The following is a 25,067-nucleotide window of genomic DNA, read 5'->3' on the forward strand; positions in this document are numbered from 1 at the left end:
TCTAGGGCCAGTCTCCTGGGAACTTTACTGGGTCTTGGTGGCCCGGTAATGGCCAATTCAGCGCTTGAAGCACGCCAAGTGACCTCCGCCAGCAACCCCATACTGTCGGATGGTCAGGACTACACGACCGATCCGGCGACTCTGGTGGCCAATGGTAAGTTCTACATACTCACCGGGCGCGACACGGCGGAGTCGGGGGTGAATGACTTCGTCATGCCCGAATGGCAGATGCTGGTCACCGATGATCCCAAGTCAGGCCGATGGACCCACTATCCACATTTCCTAAAACCGGATGAGGTGTTCAAATGGGCGACACCCGGCCGCGCCTATGCCGCGCAGATCGTGCAGGGGCCGGATAAGCGCTTCTATTTCTATGCGCCGGTGATGCAGGAAGGCTCAACCAACAAGGATGGTTTTGCCATAGGTGTGGCCGTGTCCGACAGTCCCACCGGGCCTTGGGTCGATGCCCACCCATCCGGGCCGGTCGTGTCGCAGTCTTATCCGGTGAAAAACGATATCCAGAATATCGATCCGACGGTGCTGATCGACGACGATGGTCGAATTTATATGTATTGGGGGACGTTTGGCCGCTTGAAAGGGGTCGAACTGGAACGTGATATGGTGACATTCAAGGGGACGCCTGTGGATGTCACCGGCCTGAAAGGCTTTTTTGAAGCGCCGTGGATTTTCAAGCGCAAGGGCGTCTATTACATGGCCTATGCCGGGAACACGGCGGGCCCGGACTCAGAATGTACTGAGGCGGTCTATTATGCCTGTATCGCCTATGGCACAGCGACCTCGCCTTTGGGGCCCTGGACCTATCGCGGGGTTTTGCTCGATCCGGTGTCTTCGACGACCTCCCATCCGGGCATTTCCGAGTTCAAGGGCAAGTGGTACGTCGCCTATCATACGGCGGATGCCAAAGGTGGCGGGCATTTCCGTCGCTCGGTCGCCGTCGATGAATTGTCGTGGGACGACAGCGTAAACCCGCCACTTATTGAAAAGGTCGAACAGACCCGTGCGGCGGCACCCGTCCCTCAGCCTCAGCGTAATCTGGCCCCGGCGGCACGCGTTGTCGCGTCCAATTCGCCGGTGCCCGTGCAATACTGGATTCGCGCACTTAATGACGGCAAGGTACGCCAAGCGCCGCTGCCACCGGACACCTGGGGGACATGGTCGCCGAACAATCCAAAACAGCAGTGGGTGGTCTATCAGTGGGAGCAGCCGCTAAAGGTCAACGGGACACGGCTTTATTTCTGGGCCGATCAGCCTGCCGGTTCTGGTATAGGCGTAGCCCCGCCCAAGGCGTGGCACCTCGAATACTGGTCAGATGCCGATAAGGACTGGAAAGTGATCACCGCCAGCTATCCGCAGGCCGTGACAGGCGCATGGACCGAGGCGTCTTTCGACACCGTCAGTACGCGTTGTCTGAAGGCAGTGTTCGATGCGTCTACGGACGGCAAGACCAATGCCGCCGTAGCTGTTCAGGAATGGGAAGCTCTGTATCCAAAGGCGGTTCTGGTTGAGGCGGCAGATACAAAGGTTCCGGCCTCGCCGATCTGCGTGCCGCTGGAATAGGACCAAGGGTACGAGAGACGTTGGGTCATCAACGCCTGAATCTGTCACGCAGTTAGGGTTTGTGCTTTTCTGGCGTGCGACAGAGGGGTTTATGGGAAGAGAAAACGGTGAAATCTCGCGTTTTGAAGTTTGCGCTGATGGCGCTTTTACTCGCACTTGGTGTGCCTGGTGGCCCTACGTTGGCGCAGGTAAAGTCACAGGATGAGGTGCCTGACACCAAGGCTGACTTCAATCCGAAGGTCATCACCGTGACCACTACAGGTAGCCTGAGGGAAATGGCCAATAAGGCGGGTTATGATGGTGGGTCGAGGGCAGATTTCATTTTCGAAGTGCCTGCCGGAACGGTGATCATGGGAGCTGCGGGTGGCAATAAAGGGCGCCGCGATGGAGGCCCTGCTTTGGTTAGTGGACTGTGGCCTGAAACGGCTGAGATATGGTTACTTGTGCGCGGTCACGTCTATGGCGGTGGTGGACGGGGTGGTGACGGCGGCGACCCGGTCCCTACGGATGGGGGGCGTGGAGGTGACGCTGTCGTAGCCGACTCTCCAATGACGGTCGTGGTCTTGAAAGGGGGAGCGATCAAAGGCGGCGGGGGTGGCGGTGCAGGAGCCGAGGCGGCAGCAGGGCTAGGCGGTAGCGGTGGAGGCGGTGGTTTTCCCAACGGAGATCCGGGCCTTGGTGGTAGCGCGCGAGCATCGGACACCGGTTATTTTGAAGCGGGCGCTCTAGGCCGCGCTGGTTCGCCGGGTGGCGGCGGTGGCGGCGGAAATCGCGGCATTGCAGGCGGTACGGGCGGCAATGCCGCAATGCCTGGGCAAAGCCAGGCCCGTGTAGGTGGAGCACCGGGCAATGCCATCCGCAAGAGTGGTCATGAGGTGGTGATACTTAGCGGTGGCCAAGTCTACGGCGAGATCTTCTAATTTTGGTTCGGTAACGGTCTCGCTTTTCAGGGTGCGTCTAAATGCAAACGGGAGCGGAGAAGTGTCAGCCCTTCTAATCTGAGTCCTGCCAAGGTGCTCTGACCTCAATAGGAAACATTGTCACTCTCGTTTTCTGTGCCCATATCGTAGAGAGTATCACCGTTGCGCGCATGCGTAGTTGCGGCGGCGGTCCGCCAGTAATGACCACGGTGGCAGGAAAAACCGAATCTGCGCTACCGGCGGGGTTTCAGTCAGTCAGCTTCCAGCCGCCAAGGTTCCGGTAGGGGCCAGATTGCGGGACGGGATCGGTCCTAGCGGGCAGGGCGCCCCGAAGAACAAACTGTCGAACACGACAGGACTGAAATCGCTTGGGTACAAAGGCGATTCTTCCGGCCCGGTGAAACTCGCAGTCCCGAAGTTTCTAGCTTTAGGCTCGAAGCCGTCCAGCCTTTATTCTTTAACAACCTCAGGTCTGAGTATCGGTCGAGTAACGTCCCTTGATGATGTGCCGATCCGGTCTGGCGATGCGATGTTCTATGAACCACTTAAGCTGGAGAAATCACGGTGACCGCCGCCATAGCATGATCAGCCGTGCCGGTTGGCAAAATCGCAGCTTGATCGGGATTGAATCTGATTGAAACTGAGCGCTTGGAGCGCTAAAAGGTCTTACCAATAAAATCGTTAGGTCTGATAAGGATTGCAGGAGGGAGAGTAGTCATGCGCTGGGTTTTCACCATTGTGGCGTTTTTGGCCGTGTTAGCCCTACCGGCGGCAGCGCAGGAGCTGCGGCCGGCCTACCTTTTGACAGGGGCGGCGAATCGCGAGGTTCAGGATCTGTCAGGCACATGGACCTATTCCAAGGACCTCTATCGCACGGGGCTGACTGACATCAATGGTTGGGTGGCCAAGTCGCGTATGCAGCGTTACCGCGATGTGGATGTGGCTGCCGAAGAGGCAAGGGGTGGGGCGACCTTTTTTGAGTTTGATCTTGATCGTGGTCCGCAGATGGCGATACCCGGCGCGTGGAACGCCGCCGAACCCGAACTGCGTTATTATAATGGGCTTATCTGGTTCCAACGCAAGTTTACGCCCAAAGTCTTTGATGGCAAACGCGTTTTTCTGCGGTTCGAGGCGGTCAACTACAAGGCCAATATCTATCTCAACGGCAAAGAAATGGGCCGCCACGAAGGCGGATTCACGCCGTTCGTTATCGAGGTCACGCACGCATTGCGCGCCGGTGAAAACCGCCTGAGCGTGGGTGTGGATTCTACCCATGACGCTCAGTCCATCCCGACGGCGATTACGGACTGGGACCTTTTTGGAGGCATTACGCGACCGGTAAAGCTGATCTATACACCTGAAACCTTCATTGATGACGCCACCCTTACCTTGACGCCGGAGAGGCGTTTGAAAGGTGTGGCGCAACTGAACGGTCCCCGCGCCGCTGGGCAAGTCGTTACGGTGAGCATTGCAGGTCTTAAAACTACGATGTCTGCGACCACTGATGCCAAAGGGCTGGCGGTTTTTGATCTGAAAGCGCCGCGTGGCCTGAAACTGTGGTCACCGGATACACCCGCCCTCTATGAGGTGACTTTCTCAACCGTTGATGACAGGCTGAGGGACCGAATTGGCTTTCGCACAGTTGCAGTTAAAGGCTGCCAGATACTGTTGAATGGTAAGCCTGTTTTTCTCAAAGGTGTTTCGCTGCACGAGGAAGAATTCGGCAGCCATCCGGCACGCAACATGACTGAAGCGGCTTCACGCGCCCTGTTGTCCGAGATCAAATACGGTCTGCATGGTAATTATGTACGCCTGTCACACTATCCGCATTCGGAGATAACCCTGCGGCTGGCAGATGAAATGGGGCTTTTGGTATGGAGCGAAATCCCGGTGTACTGGACGGTCGATTGGGAAAATCCGGCGGTGTTGCAAAAGGCGCTGAGAATGCAGGCGGAGACGGTATTCCGCGATCGCAACCGGGCATCGGTCATCTTGTGGAGCGTAGGGAACGAAACCCCGGTGTCAGCGCCGCGCACCCAATTCCACGCCGCCATGGCCGATAATGCGCGCGCGCTTGACCCGACGCGCCTGATCAGCGCCGCTTTGCTGGTCGAGCGTAAGGGTAATGAAATCTATCTGGCTGACCCGCTGGTCGATAAGCTGGATGTGCTGGCGGTCAATACCTATGCCGGTTGGTATGGCGATGATCCGCTCTCGGCCGTGCCGGGTCTGCAATGGAATGTACCGGCTGACCGCCCGCTGATCCTGTCGGAATTTGGGGCTGATGCACTGGCGGGCTATCGCGATCCGACCGCGACGCATAAGTTTTCCGAGGATTATCAGGCGGAATACTATCGCCAGACCCTGAAAATGGCCGACAGAATGCCGACCCTCAACGGTATGTCGCCGTGGATTTTAAAGGACTTTCAATCGCCCCGCCGCGAGCACCCGATCTATCAGGACGGCTGGAATCGTAAAGGACTGCTCTCGGAAACCGGTGTGCGTAAAGAGGCCTTTGATGTCTTAGCCACCTACTATCAGGACAAGCAGCCGTGAGGGGTTGGGTGATAGGGCTGATGGCCTGTGTGGCCTCCCCGGTTGGGGCACAGGTGGTCGTATCACCCGCCGCCACATCGCAGTCGCTGGACCTGAACGGTGCCGCCATTGTTTATGACGCCCGCGATGCTGAGTTGGTGGGCATCGCCGCACGTGATCTGGCCGACGATATCGCACGGTTGGGGGGGGATGCGCAGGCGGTCACGGTGGCGCCCTCGGGCCGAACGCAGGTCTGGGTCGGGACGCCCGGCCACCATGCCGGTATTGATGCGCTGATCAAGGCTGGCAAACTGGATGTCAGACGGCTGAAAGACTGCTGGGAATGCTCACTGACGGCAGTGGTGCCAAAGCCCGCGTCGGGCGTCGAGCGCGCCCTGATCATTGTGGGGTCCGACAGGAGAGGTGCAGCCTTCGGCGTCTATGACTTGTCGCGTACTCTGGGGGTGTCGCCATGGGTATGGTGGGCCGATATTAAGTCGGTTAAAAAAGGCCTGTTAGTCTCCGTACCTAAGCCGTATTTCTCAAAACCTTCTGTGGCTTATCGCGGTCTTTTCATCAATGATGAAGACTGGGGCCTCTTCCCATGGGCGGCGCAGACCTTTGATCCGGAAACCGGCAATATCGGCGCAAAATCCTACGAAAAAGTCTTTCAGCTTTTGCTGCGCCTGAAGGCCAACACCCTGTGGCCCGCCATGCACAAGGTGTCGGCCCCGTTCAATGCCGACCCGCAAAACGCCGCGCTGGCAGAACGGTATGGCATCGTTATGGGTTCCTCCCACGCCGAGCCCATGCTGCGTAACAATGTCGGCGAATGGAAGGAGCCGGGGGAGCGGTTCAACTACGCGATCAATCCGCAGGGGGTTCGTGCCTACTGGGAAGCGCGTCTTAAAACCAATGGCCGCTACGAGAATCTCTACACACTGGGGATGCGGGGCATCCACGACTCAGGCATTGTCGGGGCTTCGACCACCGCGCAGAAGCAGGCACTGCTTAACCGCATCCTGTCTGATCAGCGTCAACTGTTGAAAGATACAGTCGGTGATCCGAAAACGGTGCCGCAAGTCTTTGTGCCCTATAAGGAAGTTCTGGAAATCTATCGCGCCGGGATTGCTCTGCCGGAGGACGTAACGCTGGTCTGGCCCGACGACAATTTCGGCTATATCCGCTACTTCCCCAATTCGTCAGAACAAAAGCGATCGGGGCGATCGGGCGTCTATTATCACCTGTCTTATCTGGGGGCCCCGCTCTCCTATCTGTGGCTTTCGACCACGCCACCGGCGCTGGTGACCGAAGAGATGACGCGGGCCTACGACAACGGCGCGGACCGTCTGTGGGTCGTCAATGCCGGCGACATCAAACCGGCAGAGGTCAATCTGACCCACTTTTTCGATCTGGCCTGGGATGTGAAGGGTGTGCGCGCTCTTAGCCAGAAGCAGTATCTGACGCGACTGGCGGGTGAAACCTTTGGCCCGCAAAAGGCCGAAGCGATCGGTGACTTGTGGGATCGCTATTACCGGCTCAATTTCGAGCGCCGCCCGGAACACCTGCAATATAATCTACCGGGTGAAAAGGTGCGCCGCTCCGGTCTGTCGCCGCGGCAGGTGTTTGAGCGCGTCAGTGCCTTTGAAAACCTGATGAATGATGTCGAGGCGCTGAAAGTGGACGATCCGGGTCTGTTTCAACTGGTTGAATATCCGCTGAAGGCTTCGGCTCTAGCCAACCGGCGGTTTTTCGCACTGGAAGCCTATGCGGCGGAATATGAGCGCAATCCGCGTCTGGGCGGGCTCTATGCCGGCCGTGCACGGGATTTCGACGCGCAGATTAAGGCGCTGTCGGCCCGCTATAACAGCGGTAAATGGAGGGGCATTATTGCTGAGGAGCCTGCGGATAACCTGTGGACCTCATTCCGTCTGTCGCCGCCCGTTATGCCGGCGGCAACCTTGGGGCAGTCGGGGGAGCTTCCCGTCTATCGGCTGGCCGATGACGGGGTGATCCGCCTTGAGGCCGAAGGCGGTGTGGCCAAGGGCTGGCGTCGGATCGAAGGCCTTGGGCGCGGTGAGGGGAGCCTGCGCGCGTTGAGGGCGGATGCGGTCGTCAGCCTCCGCGCCGATATACCCACGGCCGGGACGTGGTGCGTCAGTACCCATATCCTGCCGATCTTCCCGACCGATGGGGCGTCGGCATGGTCGCTTGATCTCACAACCGAGGGAGTAACCACGCCTTTGACCTACGCCCGCGGACCGCAGGACAAGGCGTGGCAGCAGGGTGTGCTGAATAATCGCCTGGCGGCCTCTGTGCCCCTCACATTCGGTGCCGGGTCTCACGACGTGCAGCTTCGGTCACCACGCCCGGATCTTATCCTCGACAGTGTTGATTTTATGCCAGGCGCGTGCCCTTAGAACGGAATGATTTCTACTGGAATCATCCCACTCTATATCCGCACATTCTCCAGCGCCCCGCCCCAGGTTGTGCGCCAGCGGCGCTTGATCAGGGTCAGGCCGCTAAACGCGATCAGGGCCAGCGCCGCAAAGCCGATCAGGCCGGGCTGGTAAGAGCCCAGCGTCTGTTTAGACAGGCCCAGACTGGTGGCCAGATAGAAGCCGCCGATCCCGCCAAACATGCCGACAAGGCCGGTCATCACGCCGATTTCAGCGCGAAAGCGCTGCGGCACCAACTGAAAGACCGCGCCATTGGCCATGCCCAGCGCGCCCATACCGACGATCAGGAACAACAGCGCGGTGAATTCGGTCGGCAGGCGGAAGCTGATGATGATGAGAGCGATGGCCGCGACCACGTACATTATCGACAGCGTACGGATGCCGCCGATGCGGTCGGCAACGCTGCCTCCCACTGGACGGAACAGCGAACCGGCAAAGACGCAGGCCGCGGTGAAAAAGCCGGCCTTGACCGGATCGAGGCCGTATTCCGTGTTGAAATAGATGTTGAGCGAGGAACTGAGGCCCACAAAGCCGCCAAAGGACACGCCGTAGAACAACAGGAACCACCAGGCGTCCTGTTGTTTGAGGACGCCAAAATACTGATCCAGACGCTTGGGCGCGGGCGGATTGGGGGCGTCTTTTGCAAACAGCAGGTAGAAAATAAAAGCCGCAATCAGGGGGAGGGCCGCCAGACCGAAGACGGTGCTCCAGCCAAAGGCCTTGGCCAGCGACGGCGCAAACAGCGAGGCGAACACCGTGCCGGAATTGCCTGCACCGGCAATGCCCAGTGCCACGCCCTGATACTGCGGCGGATACCAGCGCGATGCCAGAGGCAGGGCGACCGCAAACGACGCACCGGCGACGCCCAGCACGCCGGCCAGCATCAGCACACCGGCATAGGAATCGATTTTCAGCAGATAGGCCGCCAGCAGCCCGCCAATGACAATGGCCTGAGCGATCGCGCCCGTGGTCTTAGGGCCGATACGATCGACCATCACGCCCGCCACCAGCCGCAGCAAAGCCCCGGTCAGGATGGGCACGGCGACCATGAAGCCCTTTTGCCCTGGGGTGAGGCCCAGATCGCTGGCGATCTGCACGCCAAGTGCGCCCAGCAGCACCCAGACCATGAAGCTCATGTCGAAATAGAGAAAGGCCGAGACCAGCGTAGGCGCATGTCCGGCTTTGAGGAAGTCTTTGGAAATCATGGATAAACCTGCAGCGTCGATCCGGGCAGATCGACGACCGCCGCGGCAATGGGGAGACTTTTTCGGGTGAAGACGACGGTCCGGTTCGTTCCGGAGGCTGACCGCCGTTGGCCAGTTCCCCAATCGCAACCCAAAGGCTAAGTCACTCGGGCAGACCCTGTCAAGGCGCGATTTTGCGTTGCGGGAAAGGTCAAAATTTTTTGCTTGCGCCCGGCGGCAGGTTGGCATTAGCCGTAAGAGCAGAGTCGACGCCCCGCAGCGCGGTGGGGCGTACGCGATACCCTCTCCCTGCCGGATAACTCCCCGTGAATGTGCTGATCATCGATCCCGACGACGCGCGTGCGGCCCTTGTGGCCGAGGGCTTGCGGCTGGACGACAGCCTGCACGGTGCGACCCTGCACATCTGGCCGCGCTTTGAGCTGGCGCGCCTCAGCGAAATCAATCCGGACATGGTCATTATCGCCTGCGAAAGCCCAGATCGCGACACGTTGGATGCGCTTCAGATCGCCCATGAACACGCGCCGCGCCCTGTGGCCATGTTTGTTGATCGCTCGGATGCCAATACGACGGCGCAGGCGCTGGAGGCCGGCGTGGCGGCCTACGTGGTGGACGGCTATGCGCCCAATCGCGTCGCCTCCATCCTGTCGGTGGCGGCGCATCGATTTAACCTGATGCAGACCCTGCGCCATGACCTGTCGAAAGCGCGGGCCGATCTGGCGGCGCGCAAGACCATTGACCGCGCCAAGGGGGTGCTGATGACCTCACGCGGGATCGGCGAAGAGGAGGCCTATCGCCTGATGCGCAAGCACGCCATGGACTCAGGCCGCCCCATCGCGGCCATCGCCGAGGACATCCTCGCCATTTCTGACCTGCTCAAGAAGAGGGACGACGGATGCTGAGTGTACGTATCGGTTTCAGCCCGCTCAACGACGCCGCTCTGGTCGTTCTGGCCGAAGCGCTGGGCTTTTACAGCGCCGAAGGGCTGGATGTTTCGCTCAGCCGCGAAGCCAACTGGTCGAATATTCGGGACAAGCTGTCCTATGGGTTGCTGGATGCCGCACATGTGCTGGCGACGTTGCCGCTGGCGCGCGGGCTGTGGCTCGGGCCTGCAATCGGGCACATCATCGCACCCATGGCCCTAGGGGCCAATGGCAATTCGGTGGTCATCTCCTCTAAGCTGAAAGAGGTGTTCGAAGGGCTGGGCGCCTCAACCCTTCTGGAGTCGGCGCGCGCTCTGCGGCTGGTGATCCAGCACCGGCGCGCCGTCAGCGAAGGCAAGGTGACACTGGCCATTCCGTTCAACTATTCGCCGCACCATTTCGTGCTGCGCCATTGGCTGGCGGCGGGGGGGATTGACCCCGACCGGCAGGTGCAGTGGGTGGTGCTGCCGCCGTCACGCATGGCCGATCACCTGCGCGACGGGGTGATTGACGGCTTTTGCTCCGGCTCCCCGTGGCCACAGATGGCGGAGCTGAACGGAAACGGCGTGGTGCTGTTCTCGGACCCCGCCTTCTGGACGCTGAAGCCCGAAAAGGTGCTGGCTCTGCGCGGCGTCTGGGCCGAAGAGCATCCTGAGGCGGCCGTGGCCCTGACCCGCGCCCTGTTGCGGGCCGGGCAGTGGGCGATGGACCCGTCTCATGCCGATGAACTGGCCCTGATCCTCAGTCGTGAGGCCTATGTGCGCGCACCGCTAGAGGCCATTCAGGCGGCTCTGGCCCCCGGCGGAGCGGGTTTGATTCTTGATCCGCAGACGGCGACCTTCCCGTGGATCAGCCACGCCAAATGGTTCATCGGACAGTTTGTGCGCTGGGGTCTGACGGAGGGGATCCACGATTTCGACGCCATCGCGCGGCGCGTCTATCGACCGGACCTGTGGCGGCAGGCGGCGGCCCCGCTGGGCCTGTCCCTGCCGTTCGAAGATGAGAAGGACGAGGGCGGGGCCGATGCGCCCTGGATGCTGCCTGCCGCGCCCGATCCGGTCCTGATGCCACCCAATACCCTGTTTGACGGGGGCGTGTTCAGGGTCAGACGCGCGTAGGCTTTTCGTAGCGAAAATCCCAATCTCGCAGGCGCAAAAATCGCCAATTGACAGGGCGCGCGTCCTGTGGCCCAATAAACCTACGGATCAAGGTCGATCCACGACATTTGCTCAGAAGCGCCAACGACGGCGCGTCTGAGCCTTCATCGGACAAAGATGTCCCGCACTCCTGAAACGCTTTGGCGTCAAAGGGGTGCGGGATTTTTTTTGGCTCAATTCCCACGCGCTCGCATTGGAGCAACCCCATGGCCTTTCATTCTGAGCCTGTGGCCAAACCCCGGATCGTCGTCATCGGCGCGGGCATGGCCGGCAGCCGTATCGTCGAAGAAATCCTCAAACGCGCCAATTCTACTGATTCTGGGCGTATGTTCGACATTTCGATCATCGGTGCCGAAGCCTGCGCCACCTATGACCGCATCCAGCTCTCGCCGGTGCTGGCGGGCGAAAAGACGTTCGAACAGATCGTCACCCATTCGCAGGACTGGTACGACCTGAATGGCGTGAAGACGCACTTTGGTTGCTGGGTGCAGGGCATTGACCGCGACGCGAAGCAGGTGGTGCTGCACGATGGTCAGACGATCGGTTACGACTATCTGATCCTGGCGACCGGTTCCGACCCGATCCGTCTGCCTCTGCCGGGCGCGGATTTATCGGGCGTCGTGGGTTTCCGCGACCTGCACGACGTCGATCTGATGCAGAAGGCGGCGGAGGCAGGCGGCGAGGCGGTGGTAATCGGCGGCGGGCTTCTGGGGTTAGAGGCCGCCTATGGTCTCGCCAAACGCGGCATGAAGGCTACGGTGATCCATCTGGTCGATGTGCTGATGGAGCGTCAGCTCGATGAGGCGGCCGGGCGGTTGCTGGAAAAGGCGCTGGCCGAACGCGGCGTGTCGGCCGTGCTGAATGCGCAGTCCGAGGCGATACTGGGCGAAACCCACGTGGAAGGGCTGAAACTCAAGGACGGGCGGGTGATTCCGGCTTCGCTGCTGGTCATGGCGGTGGGTATCCGCCCGCACGTGGAACCCGCCAAATCGGCCGGTCTGGCGGTCGAGCGCGGCATCGTGGTCGATGACCAGATGCGCACCAGTGACCCCTTCATCTTTGCGGTTGGCGAATGCGTACAGCACCGCGGGCAGTGTTACGGCCTTGTGGCGCCAATCTGGGACATGTGCCGCACGCTGGCCGATGTGCTGACCGGTAAGAACCCGCAGGCGGCCTATCTGGGTTCGGAACTGGCGACGCGGCTGAAGGTCTCCGGCGTCGATCTCTATTCGGCCGGGCAGTTCAACGGCGGCGACGGCTGCGAAGACATCGTGTTCCGTGACCCGGCGCGTGGCGTCTATAAGCGCATCGTCATCAAGAATGACCAGCTTGTGGGTGCGGTGCTGTTTGGTGAGGCGGCCGATGGCGCCTGGTATTTCGACCTGATCAAAAAGGGCGAAAGCATCGGTGAGATACGCGACACCCTGATCTTCGGTCAGGCGGTGACGGAGGCGCTGGCCGGCGTGGACCCTAACGCCGCCGTTGCGGCATGGCCCGACGACACGGAAGTGTGCGGCTGCAACGGCGTGAGCAAGGGTACAGTGGCAGCGGCCATCAGTGGCGGCGCGGACACGCTGGATAAGGTGCGCGGCTGCACCAAGGCGTCGGCCTCGTGCGGCTCGTGCACCGGCATTGTTGAGCAGTTGCTCAAGGTCACTCTGGGCGATGCCTTCAAGGCGCAGACCGGCCCCAAGCCGATGTGTAAATGCACGTCTCATGGCCACGCGTTCGTGCGTCAGGCGATTGTCGAGCGGGCGCTGAAGACCATCCCAGACGTCATGCAGGCCCTGAAATGGGAGACGCCGGATGGCTGTTCCTCGTGTCGGCCCGCGCTCAACTACTACCTCCTGTGCGCTTGGCCGCGTGAGTATCAGGACGATCCGCGCTCGCGCTTCGTCAATGAGCGCAACCACGCCAATATTCAGAAGGATGGCACCTATTCCGTCGTGCCGCGCATGTGGGGGGGCGTCACCTCGGCCAAAGAGCTGCGCGCCATTGCCGATGTCGTCGATAAGTTCAACCTGCCCATGGTGAAGGTAACGGGCGGTCAGCGCCTCGATATTTTCGGCGTCAAAAAAGAGGACCTGCCCGCCGTCTGGGCCGATCTCAATGCCGCCGGTATGGTCTCGGGCCACGCCTATGCCAAGGCGCTGCGCACGGTGAAAACCTGTGTGGGGTCGGAATGGTGCCGCTTCGGGACGCAGGATTCGACGGGTCTGGGCATCCGGCTGGAGCAGGACACCTGGGGCTCCTGGATGCCGCACAAGTTCAAGATGGCGGTCTCAGGCTGCCCGCGCAACTGCGCCGAAGCGACGATCAAGGACTTTGGCGTTATCTGCGTCGATTCCGGCTATGAGCTGCACGTGGGTGGCAATGGCGGCATCCACCTGCGCGGCACGGACCTGTTGTGCAAGGTGGCGACCGAGGCCGAGGCCCGCGAGTATTCCATGGCCTTTGTGCAGTTCTACCGTGAGGACGCCTGGTATCTGGAGCGCACCGCGCCGTGGATCGAGCGTGTCGGCCTTGAGGCGATCAAGACGAAACTGTTCGATGAGGAGGCCCGTAAGGCTCTGATGGCGCGTTTTCTGGAGTCTCAGGCCGTGTTTCAGGTTGATCCGTGGGCGGAGCACGCCCCTCAGTCCGAACCGGCCAAGGTGTTTTCACCGCTGGCGGACCTGCGCAGTGAAAAGAAGGAGATGGCGCGATGAGCGGCGATCTGGCTTTGCAAACCCCACCTCTGACGTGGCTGGATGTCGGGGCGGCGGCGGATGTGCCGTATCAGGGGGCCCGGCGGGTCGAGACGGACAAGGGGGCCATCGCCGTCTTTCGTACCGTAGATAATGACTACTACGCCGTGATGGACAAATGCCCGCACAAGGGCGGTCCTCTGTCCGAAGGCATCGTGCATGGACGTCATATCGCCTGTCCGCTGCACAACTGGTCGTTCAGCCTCGAAACGGGCGAGGCCGTCGGAGCCGATGCGGGGAAGGCTTGCACGCCCACCGTGCCGCTGAAGATCGAAAACGCCCGGATTTTTCTGGGACTGCGTTAGATAAAAAGCGCGTTGAACCAAAAACATAGAGTGTTAGTTCGATTTAGACTGAACGAAATACGCTCTGAACCCCTTTCCCCGCGAGCGGGGAGGCATAAAAGAACGCTCATCTTTATACGCCCCCAGCTTGCTGGGGGAGGTGGCGCGCAGCGCCGGAGGGGGGCTCTTTAGAAACGTTCCTTATGACCACCACCCAATCTTCCACCTGTCCCTATTGCGGCGTCGGTTGCGGCGTTGAAGCGACGCTCGATGGCCGTCAGATGACCGTCCGGGGCGATGGGGCGCATCCGGCCAATCAGGGGCGGCTCTGTTCCAAGGGCACGGCACTGGGCAACACCTTCGGGCTGGAGGGGCGTCTGCTCAGCCCGCGCCGTCGCACGCCACAGGGCTTTGCCGAGACGACGTGGGAGGCGGCGCTTACCGAGGTGGCCGGGCGTTTCCGTGACATCATCGCCGAACACGGGCCGGATGCCGTGGCCTTTTACGTCTCCGGCCAGTTGTTGACCGAGGACTATTACGCGGTCAACAAGCTGGCCAAGGGCTATATCGGCACGGCCAATATCGACACCAATTCGCGCCTGTGCATGAGTTCGGCGGTGGCCGCCCACAAGCTGGCCTTCGGGGCCGATCTGGTGCCGGGGGTCTATGACGACCTGAGCGAGGCCGACCTGCTGGTCTTCAGCGGCCACAATGCGGCCTGGACGCACCCGGTCCTCTATCGTCGCATCGAAGCGCGTCCGGATCAGTTCCGCGTCTGTATTGACCCGCGCCGCACCGACACGGCAAAGGCGGCCAACCTGCACCTGATGATCCGGCCACAGACGGATGTACGCCTTTGGAACGGTTTGTGCGCGCATCTGATCGCGCGCGATGCGCTTGATCATGACTTTGTGGATCAGCATACGCACGGCTTTTCGCGCCTGATGGCCGCGCTCAGTACCGACGACCAGAGCCTAGAAGCCGTGGCCGCAGATTGCGGTATCTCGTCTGTCGATCTGAAGACCTTTTATGACGCCTTTCTGCAAACGGACAAGGTGGTGAGCCTGTTTTCCATGGGCTCCAACCAGTCGTCGCAGGGCGTGCACAAGGGGCTTAGCCTGATCAATGCCCACCTGCTGTCGGGCAAGATCGGCAAGTCGGGGGCCGCGCCGTTTTCGATAACGGGGCAACCCAATGCCATGGGTGGGCGCGAAGTGGGCGGGCTGGCCAATATGCTGGCGGCGCATATGGATTTCGATGACGCGTCGAAGGCCCTGGTGCAACGCTACTGGGGCTCACCGACCCTTGCGCCCAAACCCGGCCTGAAAGCCGTCGATATGTTTGAGGCCGTCCGCACGGGCAAAATCAAGGCCATCTGGATCATGGCCACCAACCCTATGGTGTCGATGCCGGACGCCAACCGCATCCACGAAGCCCTGTCGAAGTGCGAACTGGTGGTCGTGTCTGACGTTATGGCGCGCACCGATACGATGGATATGGCCCATATCCAGCTCCCGGCAGCGGCCTGGGGCGAAAAGGACGGCACGGTGACCAATTCCGAGCGCGTCATCTCCCGGCAGCGCAATCTGACCCGGCTGCCGGGCGACGTGCGTGCGGACTGGGCCATCATTGCCGAGGTCGCGCGGCGGATGAACCCGGACTGGGCGCAGGCCTTTGACTGGGCCGGGCCGCATGAGGTGTTTGCCGAGCACGCCGGGCTGACGGCGTTTGAGAATAACGGGCAGCGTTTTCTCGATTTGGGCGGGTTGGTCGGGATGACTAGGGCGCAATACAACGCGCTGATGCCGGTGCGCTGGCCGTTTCCGGCCGATGGTCTGCCGGCGACGCGCCTGTTTGCCGATGGGTGCTTCAACACGCCGAACGGTCGGGCGCGGCTGGTGCCGCCGGTGGTGCGCGGCCCGGCGCAGCAACCGACGCCTGACTTTCCGTTCAGTTTCAATTCTTGCCGTGTGCGTGACCACTGGCATACGATGACGCGCACGGCGCTGGCGCCGGAACTGAACCGCCATATCACCGAGCCGACGCTGGACATCCACCCGAAGGATGCGCGGCGGTTGGGGATACGCGACGGACGATTGGTGGTCGTGACGACGGTGCAGGGCGAGGCCATTTATAAAGCGCGGGTGACCGACGATGTGCGCGTCGGCAATCTGCACGCCCCGATGCACTGGACACAGCAGTTTGCGCCCTATGGTCGCTCTAACGGGCTGATCAATCCGGCTGTCGATCCCTTATCCGGGCAGCCGGAGTTCAAACACACCCCGGCGCAGGTCCGCGCTTTCGGGGAGCTCTGGCACGGTTTTCTGATGGTGCCGCGTGATTTCGACGGCGCGCCGCCGGTATTCGCGCCTGATACGGTCTGGCGGCGTACCGCCTATGCCCATGCAGAGGGCTATGAAATCGCGGGTACGGGCACGCCGGACAGCGCGGACTTTGACGCCACGGCGACGCTTGAGGATCCGGCCACCGGCATCCGGCGTCAGGTGCGTATCGAAAATGGCCGCCTGACGCGGGTGTTGTTCATAGCGCCCATCCATAAGAATCTGCCGCCCCGCGACTGGCTGCTCGATTGTTTCGGGGAGGCGGAACTGAGCGCGCCACAGCGGGCGGCGCTGCTGATCGGCCGGATGCCGGGCGTTTCGGACAAGGGCCGCACTATCTGCGCCTGCAACAGTGTGGGCGAAAACGCCATCATGGCCTGCATAGACGATGGCGCGGCGACGGTCGAAGCGATCGGTGAAGCGACGCGTGCCGGCACCGCCTGCGGCTCGTGCAAGGGCGAGCTGAAACAATGCTTGCTGCGCCGCGAGGGCAGCCATGTAGCCCCTATTGAAGCGCAGCCTATTATAATATAATAGCACACCCTAACCGATATAACACACTCAGGGATGGGACATGCGCAAGGCGGCAGAGGGCAGCATTCGTATTGGGGCGTGGGTTGCGGCCCTTTTGTTCGTCTGGGGGCTGGTCCTGCCCGCAATGGCCCAGACTCCGCGCGAGCGTCTTAATATCGATAAGGACTGGCGTTTTGCCTACGGCCATGCCGATGAGGCACAGCGCGACTTTGGCTATGGTCTGCGGCCTTTTTTCTTCGCCAAGGCGGGTTATGGCGACGGCCCGGCCAATCCGGAATTCAGTGATGTCAGTTGGCGCAAGGTCGATCTGCCGCACGACTGGGCGGTCGAACTGCCCTTTGACCAACGCGGCAATGCCAACCACGGCTCCAAGGCCATCGGACACCCGTTTCCGGAAAACAGCGTCGGCTGGTATCGTAAAACCCTCACGATTCCGGCTTCGGACAAGGGGCGCCGCATTTCGCTGGAATTCGACGGCGTTTATCGCAACAGCGTGGTGTGGATCAACGGGCATTACCTCGGCACCGAACCCAGCGGCTATTCAGGGTTTCGTTACGACATCACCGATTACGTCAATTTCGGCGGCGAAAACCTGATCGCGGTACGGGCTGACGCGACGGTCGAAGAGGGCTGGTACTACGAAGGGGCGGGCATTTACCGCCATGTCTGGCTGACCAAAACCGATCCGCTGCACGTGGCGCAGTGGGGCACCTTCGTCCGATCGACCGTGGAGGGATCGAATGCCCGCCTCGACATCGACCTCACGGTGCAGAATGCCTTCAAAACCGCACAGGGGTTTGCGATCCGTCATGAGGTGGTGGACGCCCGCGGGCAGGTCGTGGCCGAAACGACGCAGGCCGACCGGTCGCTGAACGCCGTATCGGAGGGTGTGTTTGCCGCCAACCTGACGCTGGGCGCGGCGCATCTGTGGTCGCTGGAAGACCCGTATCTCTATACCCTGCGCACAAGCCTGTTGCGCGACGGGCAGGTCGTGGACCGCTACGACACCCGATTTGGGGTGCGCACCGTCACTTTTGATCCGGACAAGGGCTTTTTTCTCAATGGCAAGGCCGTCAAACTTCAGGGCACCAATAACCATCAGGACCATGCCGGCGTCGGTGTTGCCTTGCCAGACGGCCTGCAAACCTGGCGGCTGAAGCAGCTCAAATCCTTTGGCGTCAATGCCTACCGCGCCTCGCACCACCCGCCGACGCCGGAGCTTCTCGATGAAGCCGACCGTCTGGGGATGCTGGTCATCGACGAACACCGCATGATGGGGACCAGCCCGGAAATCACGCACCAGCTCGAACGCCTGATCCGTCGCGACCGCAACCACCCCAGCGTCATTCTGTGGTCGGTGGGCAATGAGGAGTGGGCGTTGGAATGGAAGGACATCGGCACGCATCTGGCGCTCGAAATGCAGGATTTCGTCAAGCGGCTCGATCCGACGCGGCGCACCACGGTGGCCACCAGCGGTTCGGGCAAGGGCACTTCGGTCGGCGCAGATGTCATAGGGTTCAACTATGGCGCTCAGCACGATGTCGATGGCTTCCACGCGCAACATCCGGAAAAGCCAGCCATTATGACCGAGGAAGGCTCGACCCTGACCACGCGCGGCATCTATTTCGACGACCCGGCAAGGGTGCACCTCAATGCCTATGACCGTCAGGGCCGGCCGGGCAGTAGCCTCAGTATCGAAGAAGGCTGGAACCGGGTCATGGCGCGTCCGTGGATGTCGGGCATGTTTGTGTGGACGGGCTTCGATTATCGCGGGGAGACCACACCGTTTGGCTGGCCCGCCATTTCGTCGCAATTCGGCATGGTGGATACGACGGGTGTGCTTAAGGACACGGCCTATTATCTGAAATCAGTGTGGACGGATCAGCCGATGGTACACATCCTGCCGCACTGGAACTGGGCCGGGCACGAAGGTCAGCCGATCGATGTCCGCGTCTATAGCAATGGCGATGCGGTCGAGCTGTTCCTAAATGGCAAGTCGCTGGGGCGCCAGCCGATGCCGCGCTATTCGCACCTCAAATGGCGCGTGCCCTATGCGCCTGGCATCCTGACGGCCAGGGCTTATCAGAAGGGTCGACAGGTCGCCGTACAAAACGTCAGCACCACGGCCGCACCGGCGGCGGTGGTCGCGCGGCCCTATAAGACGGCGCTGAAAGCCGACGGCAGCGATATTTCGGTAGTCTGGGTTCAGGTGAGCGACAAAAAGGGGCGTCCTGTGCCCACGGCGGATAACCGCATAGATTTTGAGGTGTCGGGGCCGTTTCGCCTGATCGGCATGGGCAACGGCGATCCGGGGTCTCACGAAGTGGACCGTCCGGCTGAGCGCCATCGCTATGTAAGCCTGTCGAACTGGCGCAGTCTGGCCATAGACGATCTGACCGACACATCGCGGCCGGTCGCCGAGACGGCCGACACCGCCAACTGGCGTGATCCCTCGCAGTGGTTGCCCCCGGAGGCTCAGCCGCCTCTGACCAAGGGCCTTGTGCTGAGGGGTGAATTTGCCCGCCCCGCGATAAACACGGGCGAACAGGCCGTGCTCTTTGTCGGTCAACTGGCCCCGGATCAGCACCTCTATGTCAACGGTCAGGCGGTAACGGCGCAGACGGTTGATGGCGCACAGGTCATCCGGCTTGACGCTTCACAACTCAAGGACCGAAATAGCCTGAGCTACGTCATGACGATGCCCGCCGGTGGCGTGCAGGCCCTGTATGATCAGTCGGTGGGCGGCTCGCGCTGGGGCAGTCTGCGGGTCACGACCCCAGCAGCCCCGTGGCAGCGCCGCCTGTTCAACGGCTGGGCGCAGGTGATCGTGCAATCCACAGGGGAGCCGGGTCGCGGGCATCTGAGGCTCGTGTCATCGGGCCTGACAGCGACCACAGTCGATTTTCAGGCGGAGTAGGCGGCAACACGATTTTGCATGACCCGTGCGGGGAAACGGCGTAGACCCTTGGCCATATCCGCTGCAACCGGGGGCCTTTATGACCGACGCCATCGCACTTCTTATTCCGCCGCGCGAAAAGGATCTTGGCGGCTTTACCGTCAAGCGCATCCTGCCGTTCGCCAAACACCGCATGGTCGGGCCGTGGATCTTCTTTGATCATATGGGGCCGGCGGTGTTCGAGCCGGGAAAGGGCACCAATGTCCGGCCGCACCCGCACATCAATCTGGCCACCGTAACCTATCTGTTCGAGGGCCATATCCATCACCGCGACTCGCTGGGCTCGGATCAGGTCATCACGCCGGGGGCCATCAATCTGATGGTGGCGGGCAGGGGCATCGTCCATTCCGAACGCGAGCCATTGGAAGGCATAGACACCACGCGGCAGTTGCACGGTCTGCAGCTGTGGCACGCCCTGCCGGAAGCCGACGAAGAGATCGAGGCGGCCTTTTTCCACTATGACGCCGAAGAGATTCCGTCCGTGACGGTCGAAGGCGTGCCGGTGCGGGTGATGATGGGCACGGCCTATGGTGTGACGTCGCCGGTCAAGACCTATGCCGAGACGCTGTACCTGGAGGCGCGCCTAAGCGCCGGGCAGGCGCTGGTCTTGCCCGATCATGTCGCTGAGCGGGGCCTTTACGTCGTGTCGGGCCGCGCGACGGTCAATGGCACGCCGGTTGAGGCTTCGCACATGGTCATCCTCAACAGCGGCGCGACGGTCAGCGTCACGACCGACACGGAGGCGCAACTGGCCCTGATCGGCGGGGAGCCCTTTACCGAGCGTCACATCTACTGGAATTTTGTCTCATCGCGCAAAGAGCGCATCGAGCAGGCCAAGGCCGACTGGCGCGAAGGACGTTTCCCCAAGGTGCCAGGCGACGAGATCGAATTCATTCCGCTGCCGGTCGAATGATGTCTGAGCTGATTTCTGCACGGGTTGAAGAGACCCATATCTCCGATTTCAGCGTCTCTATTGAGGTCAGCGGCCATCGCCTCAGCGGTGACGAACCTGAATCACAAGGCGGGCTGAACCTCGCCCCATCGCCCTATGACTATCTGACGGCAGCGCTGGGCGAATGCACGGCCATGACGGTGCGCTGGTACGCCAGACAGAAGAACTGGCCCTTACAGGACGTGCGCGTTGAACTGACCCATGAAAGGGTTGCCGGTCACGTGTCGGGCAAGGCCGACATCTTCCGTAAGTCGGTGACGATTCTTGGCGAGCAGCTCAGCGACGAGCAGCGGCAAAGACTGCACGACATCGCCGCCAAATGCCCGGTGCACAAAACCCTGACGGGTGGCGCGTTTATTGAAACCTTGTCAGAACCCGCAGATTATTAAGGTCAGATCTACCGAGTTCTTTCATGGCCTGACGCAATTGTTTTGCCAGATGGGGTTTGAGAGAGGCCTCAGCTTCCGCAGTGTCTTTACCGTGTAGGGTCAGAAACAAGGCCGTGGCGAAAACCAATTCGGTCTCCGACAGGTAGCCGCTACGTTTGTAGCTCCAGCCTTGTGATGCACCGAGTCCTTCATCTCGCCATTGCTCAAAGTTAAAGGCGCTATTGGCCAGAAAGACACCGAAGCCCAGAAATACCGCCGTCAGATCGGTAAGATGTTCTTCATGCGCATCGTCGCAGACCCGTTCATCCGGCACGGCGGCAAGAAGGTAGTGCGCCAACTCGTGCGCCATGGTCGTGATGAAGTCGTGTGGCGTGTCGAGTAAGGTGGGATCGTAGGTGATAATCGCGGCATTGCCATCGGTAGCAAAGGTGCCTGAAAAGCCAAGATTGCGGTCTGGAACCTGAATCAGATCACGGCTGCGCTTAGGGGCTGTCCCTTCGCTTATGAGTTCGACAGGCCAATCAACCATGCCGCAATAGGCTTTGACTTGATCGAAAAGGCTTTGGGCAAGGTCATCCCCTTTTAGACCGTGACTGTCAAAAAAGCCGGGACGCGGCAGAATTAGTCTTGTAGCGGCGAAGTCATTGTTGGCGGGCAGGACCTTCAGCAGCCATTCGAAATTGCCTAACTGCCAGGCGGTTGTGTCGGCATCGAGCAGAGTGTTATTGCCGAATGGCCACATATCCAATACCCCCCATACCGGCTTCCCTGTACCTGTTATCTTTGTCGCAAACGTCTCTTACTCAGGCAAGCTTTCGTTTGAAACAATTATGACTTTACAGGGCGCGTCGGGCCTCTTTAATGTCACCACGACATGAAAAAGGTGGCGTCAATGAAAAAAGGCATGATGGTCAGCGCGGCGGTTTTGGCAGCGGCTCTGTTTTCGGTTCCGGTTTCGGCTCAGGTGTCTGCGCCCCTGCCGCCGCCTTTGCCGGTGTCGGCGCAGGTCGATTATCCCGGCACGCTGAAGGTCTATGTCGATGCCACCGATACGCAGCAGCGGGTCATGCGCGTGCGTCAGGTCATCCCTGTGTCAAAGGCCGGTGAGCTGATCCTGGTCATGCCGCGCTGGCTGCCTGGCAAGCACGCCCCGCGCCCGCAAGCGGACAAGATCGCCAATGTGCGGTTTTCGGCGGGTGGTAAGAGCCTGAGCTGGCTGCGTGATCCGGTCGAAGTAACGGCCTTTCACCTGACCGTGCCAGCCGGTGCGAAGGAGGTCGTGGCCGAGTTCGACTTTCTGACGCCTATGACCACGGCGGCGGGGCGCGTGGTGGTCACCGACGTGATGGCCAACCTTCAATGGGAAAACCTGTCCATGTATCCGGCGGGTTATGCCGTGAGCCGCATTCCCGTTGAACTGACGCTGAAACTGCCCGAAGGCTGGGACTATGCCGTGGCGCTGGATACCGCTTCGAAAAACGCCGACGGTACGGTCACCTTTAAGCCCCTGCCTTATGAGCATTTCATCGACTCACCGATGTTTGCCGGGAAATACAAGAAGACCATCGACCTCAGCGTCGATCCCAAGGTGCCGGTACGCCTGAATGTCTTTGCCGATAAGCCGGGGGATCTGGCCGCCACGGATGAGCAGATCGCCATCCATAAGAAGATGGTGGCGCAGGCGGTCAAGGTCTTTAAATCGCAGCATTACGACCATTATGACTTCTTGGTCCATCTGTCGGACGAACTGGGCGATATTGGCCTTGAACATCATCGGTCGTCGGAAAACGGCCATGACTCAGACTATTTCACTGGATGGGCCGGCAACTATGTCGGGCGTGACCTGCTGCCGCACGAATTTACCCATTCGTGGGACGGCAAGTTCCGCCGCGGCGCCGACCTCTATAATCCGGATTTCCACACCCCCATGCGCAACAGCCTGCTGTGGGTGTATGAAGGTCAGACGCAGTTCTGGGGCTATATTCTGTCGGCGCGGTCGGGCCTCTACACGCCGGAGCAGGCGAAGCAGGCCATCGCGTTGATCGCCGCGCAGTACGACAACTTCTCCGGTTCACAGTGGCGTCCGGTGCTCGATACCACCAATGACCCGATCCTGTCTGCGCGTCAGCCCAAGAACTGGCTGAGCCAGCAGCGCAACGAAGACTATTACAGCGTGGGACTGCTGATCTGGCTGGACGCCGATACGCTGATCCGCGAAAAGACCAACAACAAGAAGTCGCTGGATGATTTTGCGGGTCTGTTCTTCGGCATCAAGGACGGGTCGTGGACGCCGGAAACCTATGAGTTCAAGGATGTGGTGGCCGCGCTAAACAGCGTCTATGCCTATGACTGGGACACCTTCCTCAAAACGCGCGTCAACGAAACCTCAAAGGGCACCTTCCTCGACGGGCTGGAGCGCGGGGGGTACAAGCTGACCTATAGCGCCACGCCGACCGACTGGTTCAAGGCGCGCGAAAAGAAGCTGAAGACCACGGACCTCAGCTATTCGCTGGGGCTGTCACTGACGGCGACGGGCGATATCGGCAGCGTCTTCTGGGACAGCCCGGCGTTCAAGGCCGGACTGGGGCAGGGGATGAGCGTGGTCGCCGTCAACGGCACCGCCTATGAAGCCGATGGTATCAAAACCGCCATTGCCGACGCCGCCAAGCCAAACGGCAAGCCGGTCGAGCTGCTGATCAAGCGGGGCAAGACCTATAAGACGGTGACGATAGACTACAAGGGCGGCCTGCGTTATCCGCGCCTTGAGCGCATCGACGGCAAGAAGGCCTATCTGGACGATATTTTGGCCGAAAAGAAGTAGGCAGGGGCACGGCCCCTGCACCCGTTAGTTTGGGTTTCTCGACTTCATGTCCTTGGCAATTTTCTCCAACGTTTTCTTCTGTTCCGGCGTAAGTGGGATAGTCTCGATACGGCAATGGCACTTTGACCACATCGGATACAATTCGGTGATCAATTCGTTTGGCCACTGACCATACCAGCCATAGCCTGAGCGGCGTTCCGGGTGGATGTCGGCATAGGTGGCGACCCGCACGCCGTCGCGGTTGGCCAGGATCACCGAATTGTCGCTGATATCATAGAATCGCGCCCACAGAGGCGGCGCCGAGGGATCATCCACCAGCCGGTTATCGGTGGTCGCCGTGTGATAGTCGTACTTGACCGGGGCGGGCAGGGCAAAGGTCTCCAGCCGCTTGCCGGTAATGGCCGAACGCTTCATCCATGCCACGGCCCCATCGACCGCAGCAATCACCTCAGGCGAGGGGTTTGGAATGGACATCAGATAGCGGGTATTTTCCACGCTTTCCTGAGAGACAATCGACACCAGTTCAAAGCTGCGCCCTTTGACAGGCTGCAAGCTCACGGGATCGTACTGACCGGCCCAGCCGGTGAGCTGCCCGTTCTGACGGATTTGCAGCCTGAGCAGGCAGGCGTCGCCAGCGGCTACCGCCGATGCGGCCTTCCTGCGTATATCTTTGCTCACAGAGTCAAAGGGATATTCACCTGTGCTGATGCGACGCAGCAGGCGCAGATTGCCCGATGTCACCTCATCGGCCATGGTGATCTTGTCATGAAAGCTGCTCCTGGCTGGCACGGTGTGGGGCCAGCCGCCGCAGCTTTTGATCTGCTGAGACAGGATCAGGTCAAGACCGCGCAAGGCGGCGGTACGGTAGTCTGATCTCCGTGTCCGTTCATAGGCCGCCATCAGATACTCGACCTGCGTATAGATGTTGCGATTGTCGAAGCTAAAGGCCGGGTCGCTCTTTTCCTTCAGCGCCGCCGCCTTTTCCACTTCGGACAGGATGCGTGCCGGGTCGCGGTTCTCGATCCAGCCGCCATTATCCCGTTGCAGCAGGAGCAGATTGTCGGCGATGGCCGTTACATTGTCCTCAGCATAGCGGGCATAGGACTTGCCGTTCTTGTTCTGCCAATGGTGAACCGCGTCGTAAAACCCGTCCAGCGACGGCGCAGATGCTGGCGGCGGTGTGGCGCAGGCGGACAAGGTGAGGGCGGCGATAAGGGCGGGCATTGTCTTCATGGTGTTTCCTTTTTTTGCCAGCCTAACACGAAGCG

The 25,067-nt window shown here is 60.7% G+C and carries 16 protein-coding genes; 13 read left to right on the forward strand and 3 right to left on the reverse strand.

What is annotated here, in order from left to right; genetic code table 11:
• Positions 1-78 precede the first annotated feature (78 nt).
• From ASTEX_RS12825 to ASTEX_RS12840, 4 genes are all read left to right on the forward strand, one after another.
• Positions 79-1,578: a family 43 glycosylhydrolase gene (locus tag ASTEX_RS12825; RefSeq protein WP_245532564.1), complete on the forward strand. Its 1,500-nt coding sequence runs from the start codon at positions 79-81 to the stop codon at positions 1,576-1,578.
• A gap of 107 nt (positions 1,579-1,685) precedes the next feature.
• Positions 1,686-2,498: a hypothetical protein gene (locus ASTEX_RS12830; RefSeq protein ID WP_013480062.1), complete on the forward strand. Its 813-nt coding sequence runs from the start codon at positions 1,686-1,688 to the stop codon at positions 2,496-2,498.
• A gap of 717 nt (positions 2,499-3,215) precedes the next feature.
• On the forward strand, positions 3,216-5,054 hold the full coding sequence (locus ASTEX_RS12835) for a glycoside hydrolase family 2 protein (RefSeq protein WP_013480063.1): 1,839 nt from the start codon (positions 3,216-3,218) through the stop codon (positions 5,052-5,054).
• Positions 5,051-7,453 carry a glycosyl hydrolase 115 family protein gene (locus ASTEX_RS12840; RefSeq protein ID WP_144004738.1) on the forward strand — a complete coding sequence of 801 codons (2,403 nt, stop codon included), beginning with the start codon at positions 5,051-5,053 and terminating at the stop codon, positions 7,451-7,453. The genes ASTEX_RS12835 and ASTEX_RS12840 overlap by 4 nt, the downstream gene beginning before the upstream one ends.
• 32 nt (positions 7,454-7,485) lie before the next feature.
• Here the strand turns inward: ASTEX_RS12840 and ASTEX_RS12845 are convergent, their stop codons facing one another.
• A complete protein-coding gene (locus ASTEX_RS12845) occupies positions 7,486-8,697 on the reverse strand; it encodes a nitrate/nitrite transporter (RefSeq protein ID WP_013480065.1) in 1,212 nt (403 codons plus the stop codon).
• A 305-nt stretch (positions 8,698-9,002) separates the two neighbouring features.
• On the opposite strand from ASTEX_RS12845, the gene ASTEX_RS12850 reads away from it, so the two are divergent.
• The 8 genes from ASTEX_RS12850 to ASTEX_RS12890 all read left to right on the forward strand — a co-directional run bounded on the left by ASTEX_RS12850 (position 9,003) and on the right by ASTEX_RS12890 (position 20,978).
• A complete protein-coding gene (locus tag ASTEX_RS12850; RefSeq protein WP_013480066.1) occupies positions 9,003-9,596 on the forward strand; it encodes an ANTAR domain-containing response regulator in 594 nt (197 codons plus the stop codon).
• Positions 9,590-10,735 carry an ABC transporter substrate-binding protein gene (locus tag ASTEX_RS12855; RefSeq protein WP_013480067.1) on the forward strand — a complete coding sequence of 382 codons (1,146 nt, stop codon included), beginning with the start codon at positions 9,590-9,592 and terminating at the stop codon, positions 10,733-10,735. Before ASTEX_RS12850 ends, ASTEX_RS12855 begins: the two co-directional genes overlap by 7 nt.
• 245 nt (positions 10,736-10,980) lie before the next feature.
• Positions 10,981-13,482, forward strand: a complete 2,502-nt coding sequence (nirB, locus tag ASTEX_RS12865; protein WP_013480068.1) for a nitrite reductase large subunit NirB — start codon at positions 10,981-10,983, stop codon at positions 13,480-13,482.
• Positions 13,479-13,826 (forward strand): nitrite reductase small subunit NirD, encoded by a 348-nt coding sequence (nirD, locus tag ASTEX_RS12870; RefSeq protein WP_013480069.1) that lies wholly within the window; start codon positions 13,479-13,481, stop codon positions 13,824-13,826. The genes nirB and nirD overlap by 4 nt, the downstream gene beginning before the upstream one ends.
• Before the next feature lie 182 nt (positions 13,827-14,008).
• Positions 14,009-16,681 (forward strand): nitrate reductase, encoded by a 2,673-nt coding sequence (locus ASTEX_RS12875; RefSeq protein ID WP_013480070.1) that lies wholly within the window; start codon positions 14,009-14,011, stop codon positions 16,679-16,681.
• Between the two features lie 40 nt (positions 16,682-16,721).
• Positions 16,722-19,598 carry a beta-galactosidase GalA gene (gene galA, locus ASTEX_RS12880; protein ID WP_013480071.1) on the forward strand — a complete coding sequence of 959 codons (2,877 nt, stop codon included), beginning with the start codon at positions 16,722-16,724 and terminating at the stop codon, positions 19,596-19,598.
• Positions 19,599-19,677: 79 nt separating this feature from the next.
• Positions 19,678-20,550 carry a pirin family protein gene (locus tag ASTEX_RS12885; protein ID WP_013480072.1) on the forward strand — a complete coding sequence of 291 codons (873 nt, stop codon included), beginning with the start codon at positions 19,678-19,680 and terminating at the stop codon, positions 20,548-20,550.
• Complete coding sequence (locus ASTEX_RS12890; protein WP_218918630.1) at positions 20,550-20,978, forward strand: OsmC family protein; 429 nt, start codon at positions 20,550-20,552, stop codon at positions 20,976-20,978. Before ASTEX_RS12885 ends, ASTEX_RS12890 begins: the two co-directional genes overlap by 1 nt.
• Here ASTEX_RS12890 and ASTEX_RS19430 read toward each other — a convergent pair.
• Positions 20,944-21,720, reverse strand: a complete 777-nt coding sequence (locus ASTEX_RS19430) for a hypothetical protein (RefSeq protein ID WP_013480074.1) — start codon at positions 21,718-21,720, stop codon at positions 20,944-20,946. The two genes, ASTEX_RS12890 and ASTEX_RS19430, sit on opposite strands and share 35 nt — an antisense overlap.
• Before the next feature lie 150 nt (positions 21,721-21,870).
• Between ASTEX_RS19430 and ASTEX_RS12900 the strand changes: the two genes are divergently transcribed.
• Complete coding sequence (locus ASTEX_RS12900) at positions 21,871-23,799, forward strand: M61 family metallopeptidase (RefSeq protein WP_013480075.1); 1,929 nt, start codon at positions 21,871-21,873, stop codon at positions 23,797-23,799.
• 24 nt (positions 23,800-23,823) lie between these two features.
• Here ASTEX_RS12900 and pelA read toward each other — a convergent pair whose 3' ends face one another.
• A complete protein-coding gene (gene pelA / locus ASTEX_RS12905; RefSeq protein ID WP_013480076.1) occupies positions 23,824-25,032 on the reverse strand; it encodes a pectate lyase in 1,209 nt (402 codons plus the stop codon).
• Positions 25,033-25,067: the final 35 nt, after the last annotated feature.

Source organism: Asticcacaulis excentricus CB 48 (assembly GCF_000175215.2).
Lineage (GTDB): Bacteria > Pseudomonadota > Alphaproteobacteria > Caulobacterales > Caulobacteraceae > Asticcacaulis > Asticcacaulis excentricus.

Coding starts and splice junctions, on each gene's coding strand:
- ASTEX_RS12835 (WP_013480063.1), top strand. CDS start 3,216: ATGCGCTGGGTTTTCACCATTGTGGCGTTTTTGGCCGTGTTAGCCCTA.
- ASTEX_RS12845 (WP_013480065.1), bottom strand. CDS start 8,697: ATGATTTCCAAAGACTTCCTCAAAGCCGGACATGCGCCTACGCTGGTC.
- ASTEX_RS12855 (WP_013480067.1), top strand. CDS start 9,590: ATGCTGAGTGTACGTATCGGTTTCAGCCCGCTCAACGACGCCGCTCTG.
- nirB (WP_013480068.1), top strand. CDS start 10,981: ATGGCCTTTCATTCTGAGCCTGTGGCCAAACCCCGGATCGTCGTCATC.
- nirD (WP_013480069.1), top strand. CDS start 13,479: ATGAGCGGCGATCTGGCTTTGCAAACCCCACCTCTGACGTGGCTGGAT.
- ASTEX_RS12875 (WP_013480070.1), top strand. CDS start 14,009: ATGACCACCACCCAATCTTCCACCTGTCCCTATTGCGGCGTCGGTTGC.
- galA (WP_013480071.1), top strand. CDS start 16,722: ATGCGCAAGGCGGCAGAGGGCAGCATTCGTATTGGGGCGTGGGTTGCG.
- ASTEX_RS12885 (WP_013480072.1), top strand. CDS start 19,678: ATGACCGACGCCATCGCACTTCTTATTCCGCCGCGCGAAAAGGATCTT.
- ASTEX_RS12890 (WP_218918630.1), top strand. CDS start 20,550: ATGTCTGAGCTGATTTCTGCACGGGTTGAAGAGACCCATATCTCCGAT.
- ASTEX_RS19430 (WP_013480074.1), bottom strand. CDS start 21,720: ATGTGGCCATTCGGCAATAACACTCTGCTCGATGCCGACACAACCGCC.
- ASTEX_RS12900 (WP_013480075.1), top strand. CDS start 21,871: ATGAAAAAAGGCATGATGGTCAGCGCGGCGGTTTTGGCAGCGGCTCTG.
- pelA (WP_013480076.1), bottom strand. CDS start 25,032: ATGAAGACAATGCCCGCCCTTATCGCCGCCCTCACCTTGTCCGCCTGC.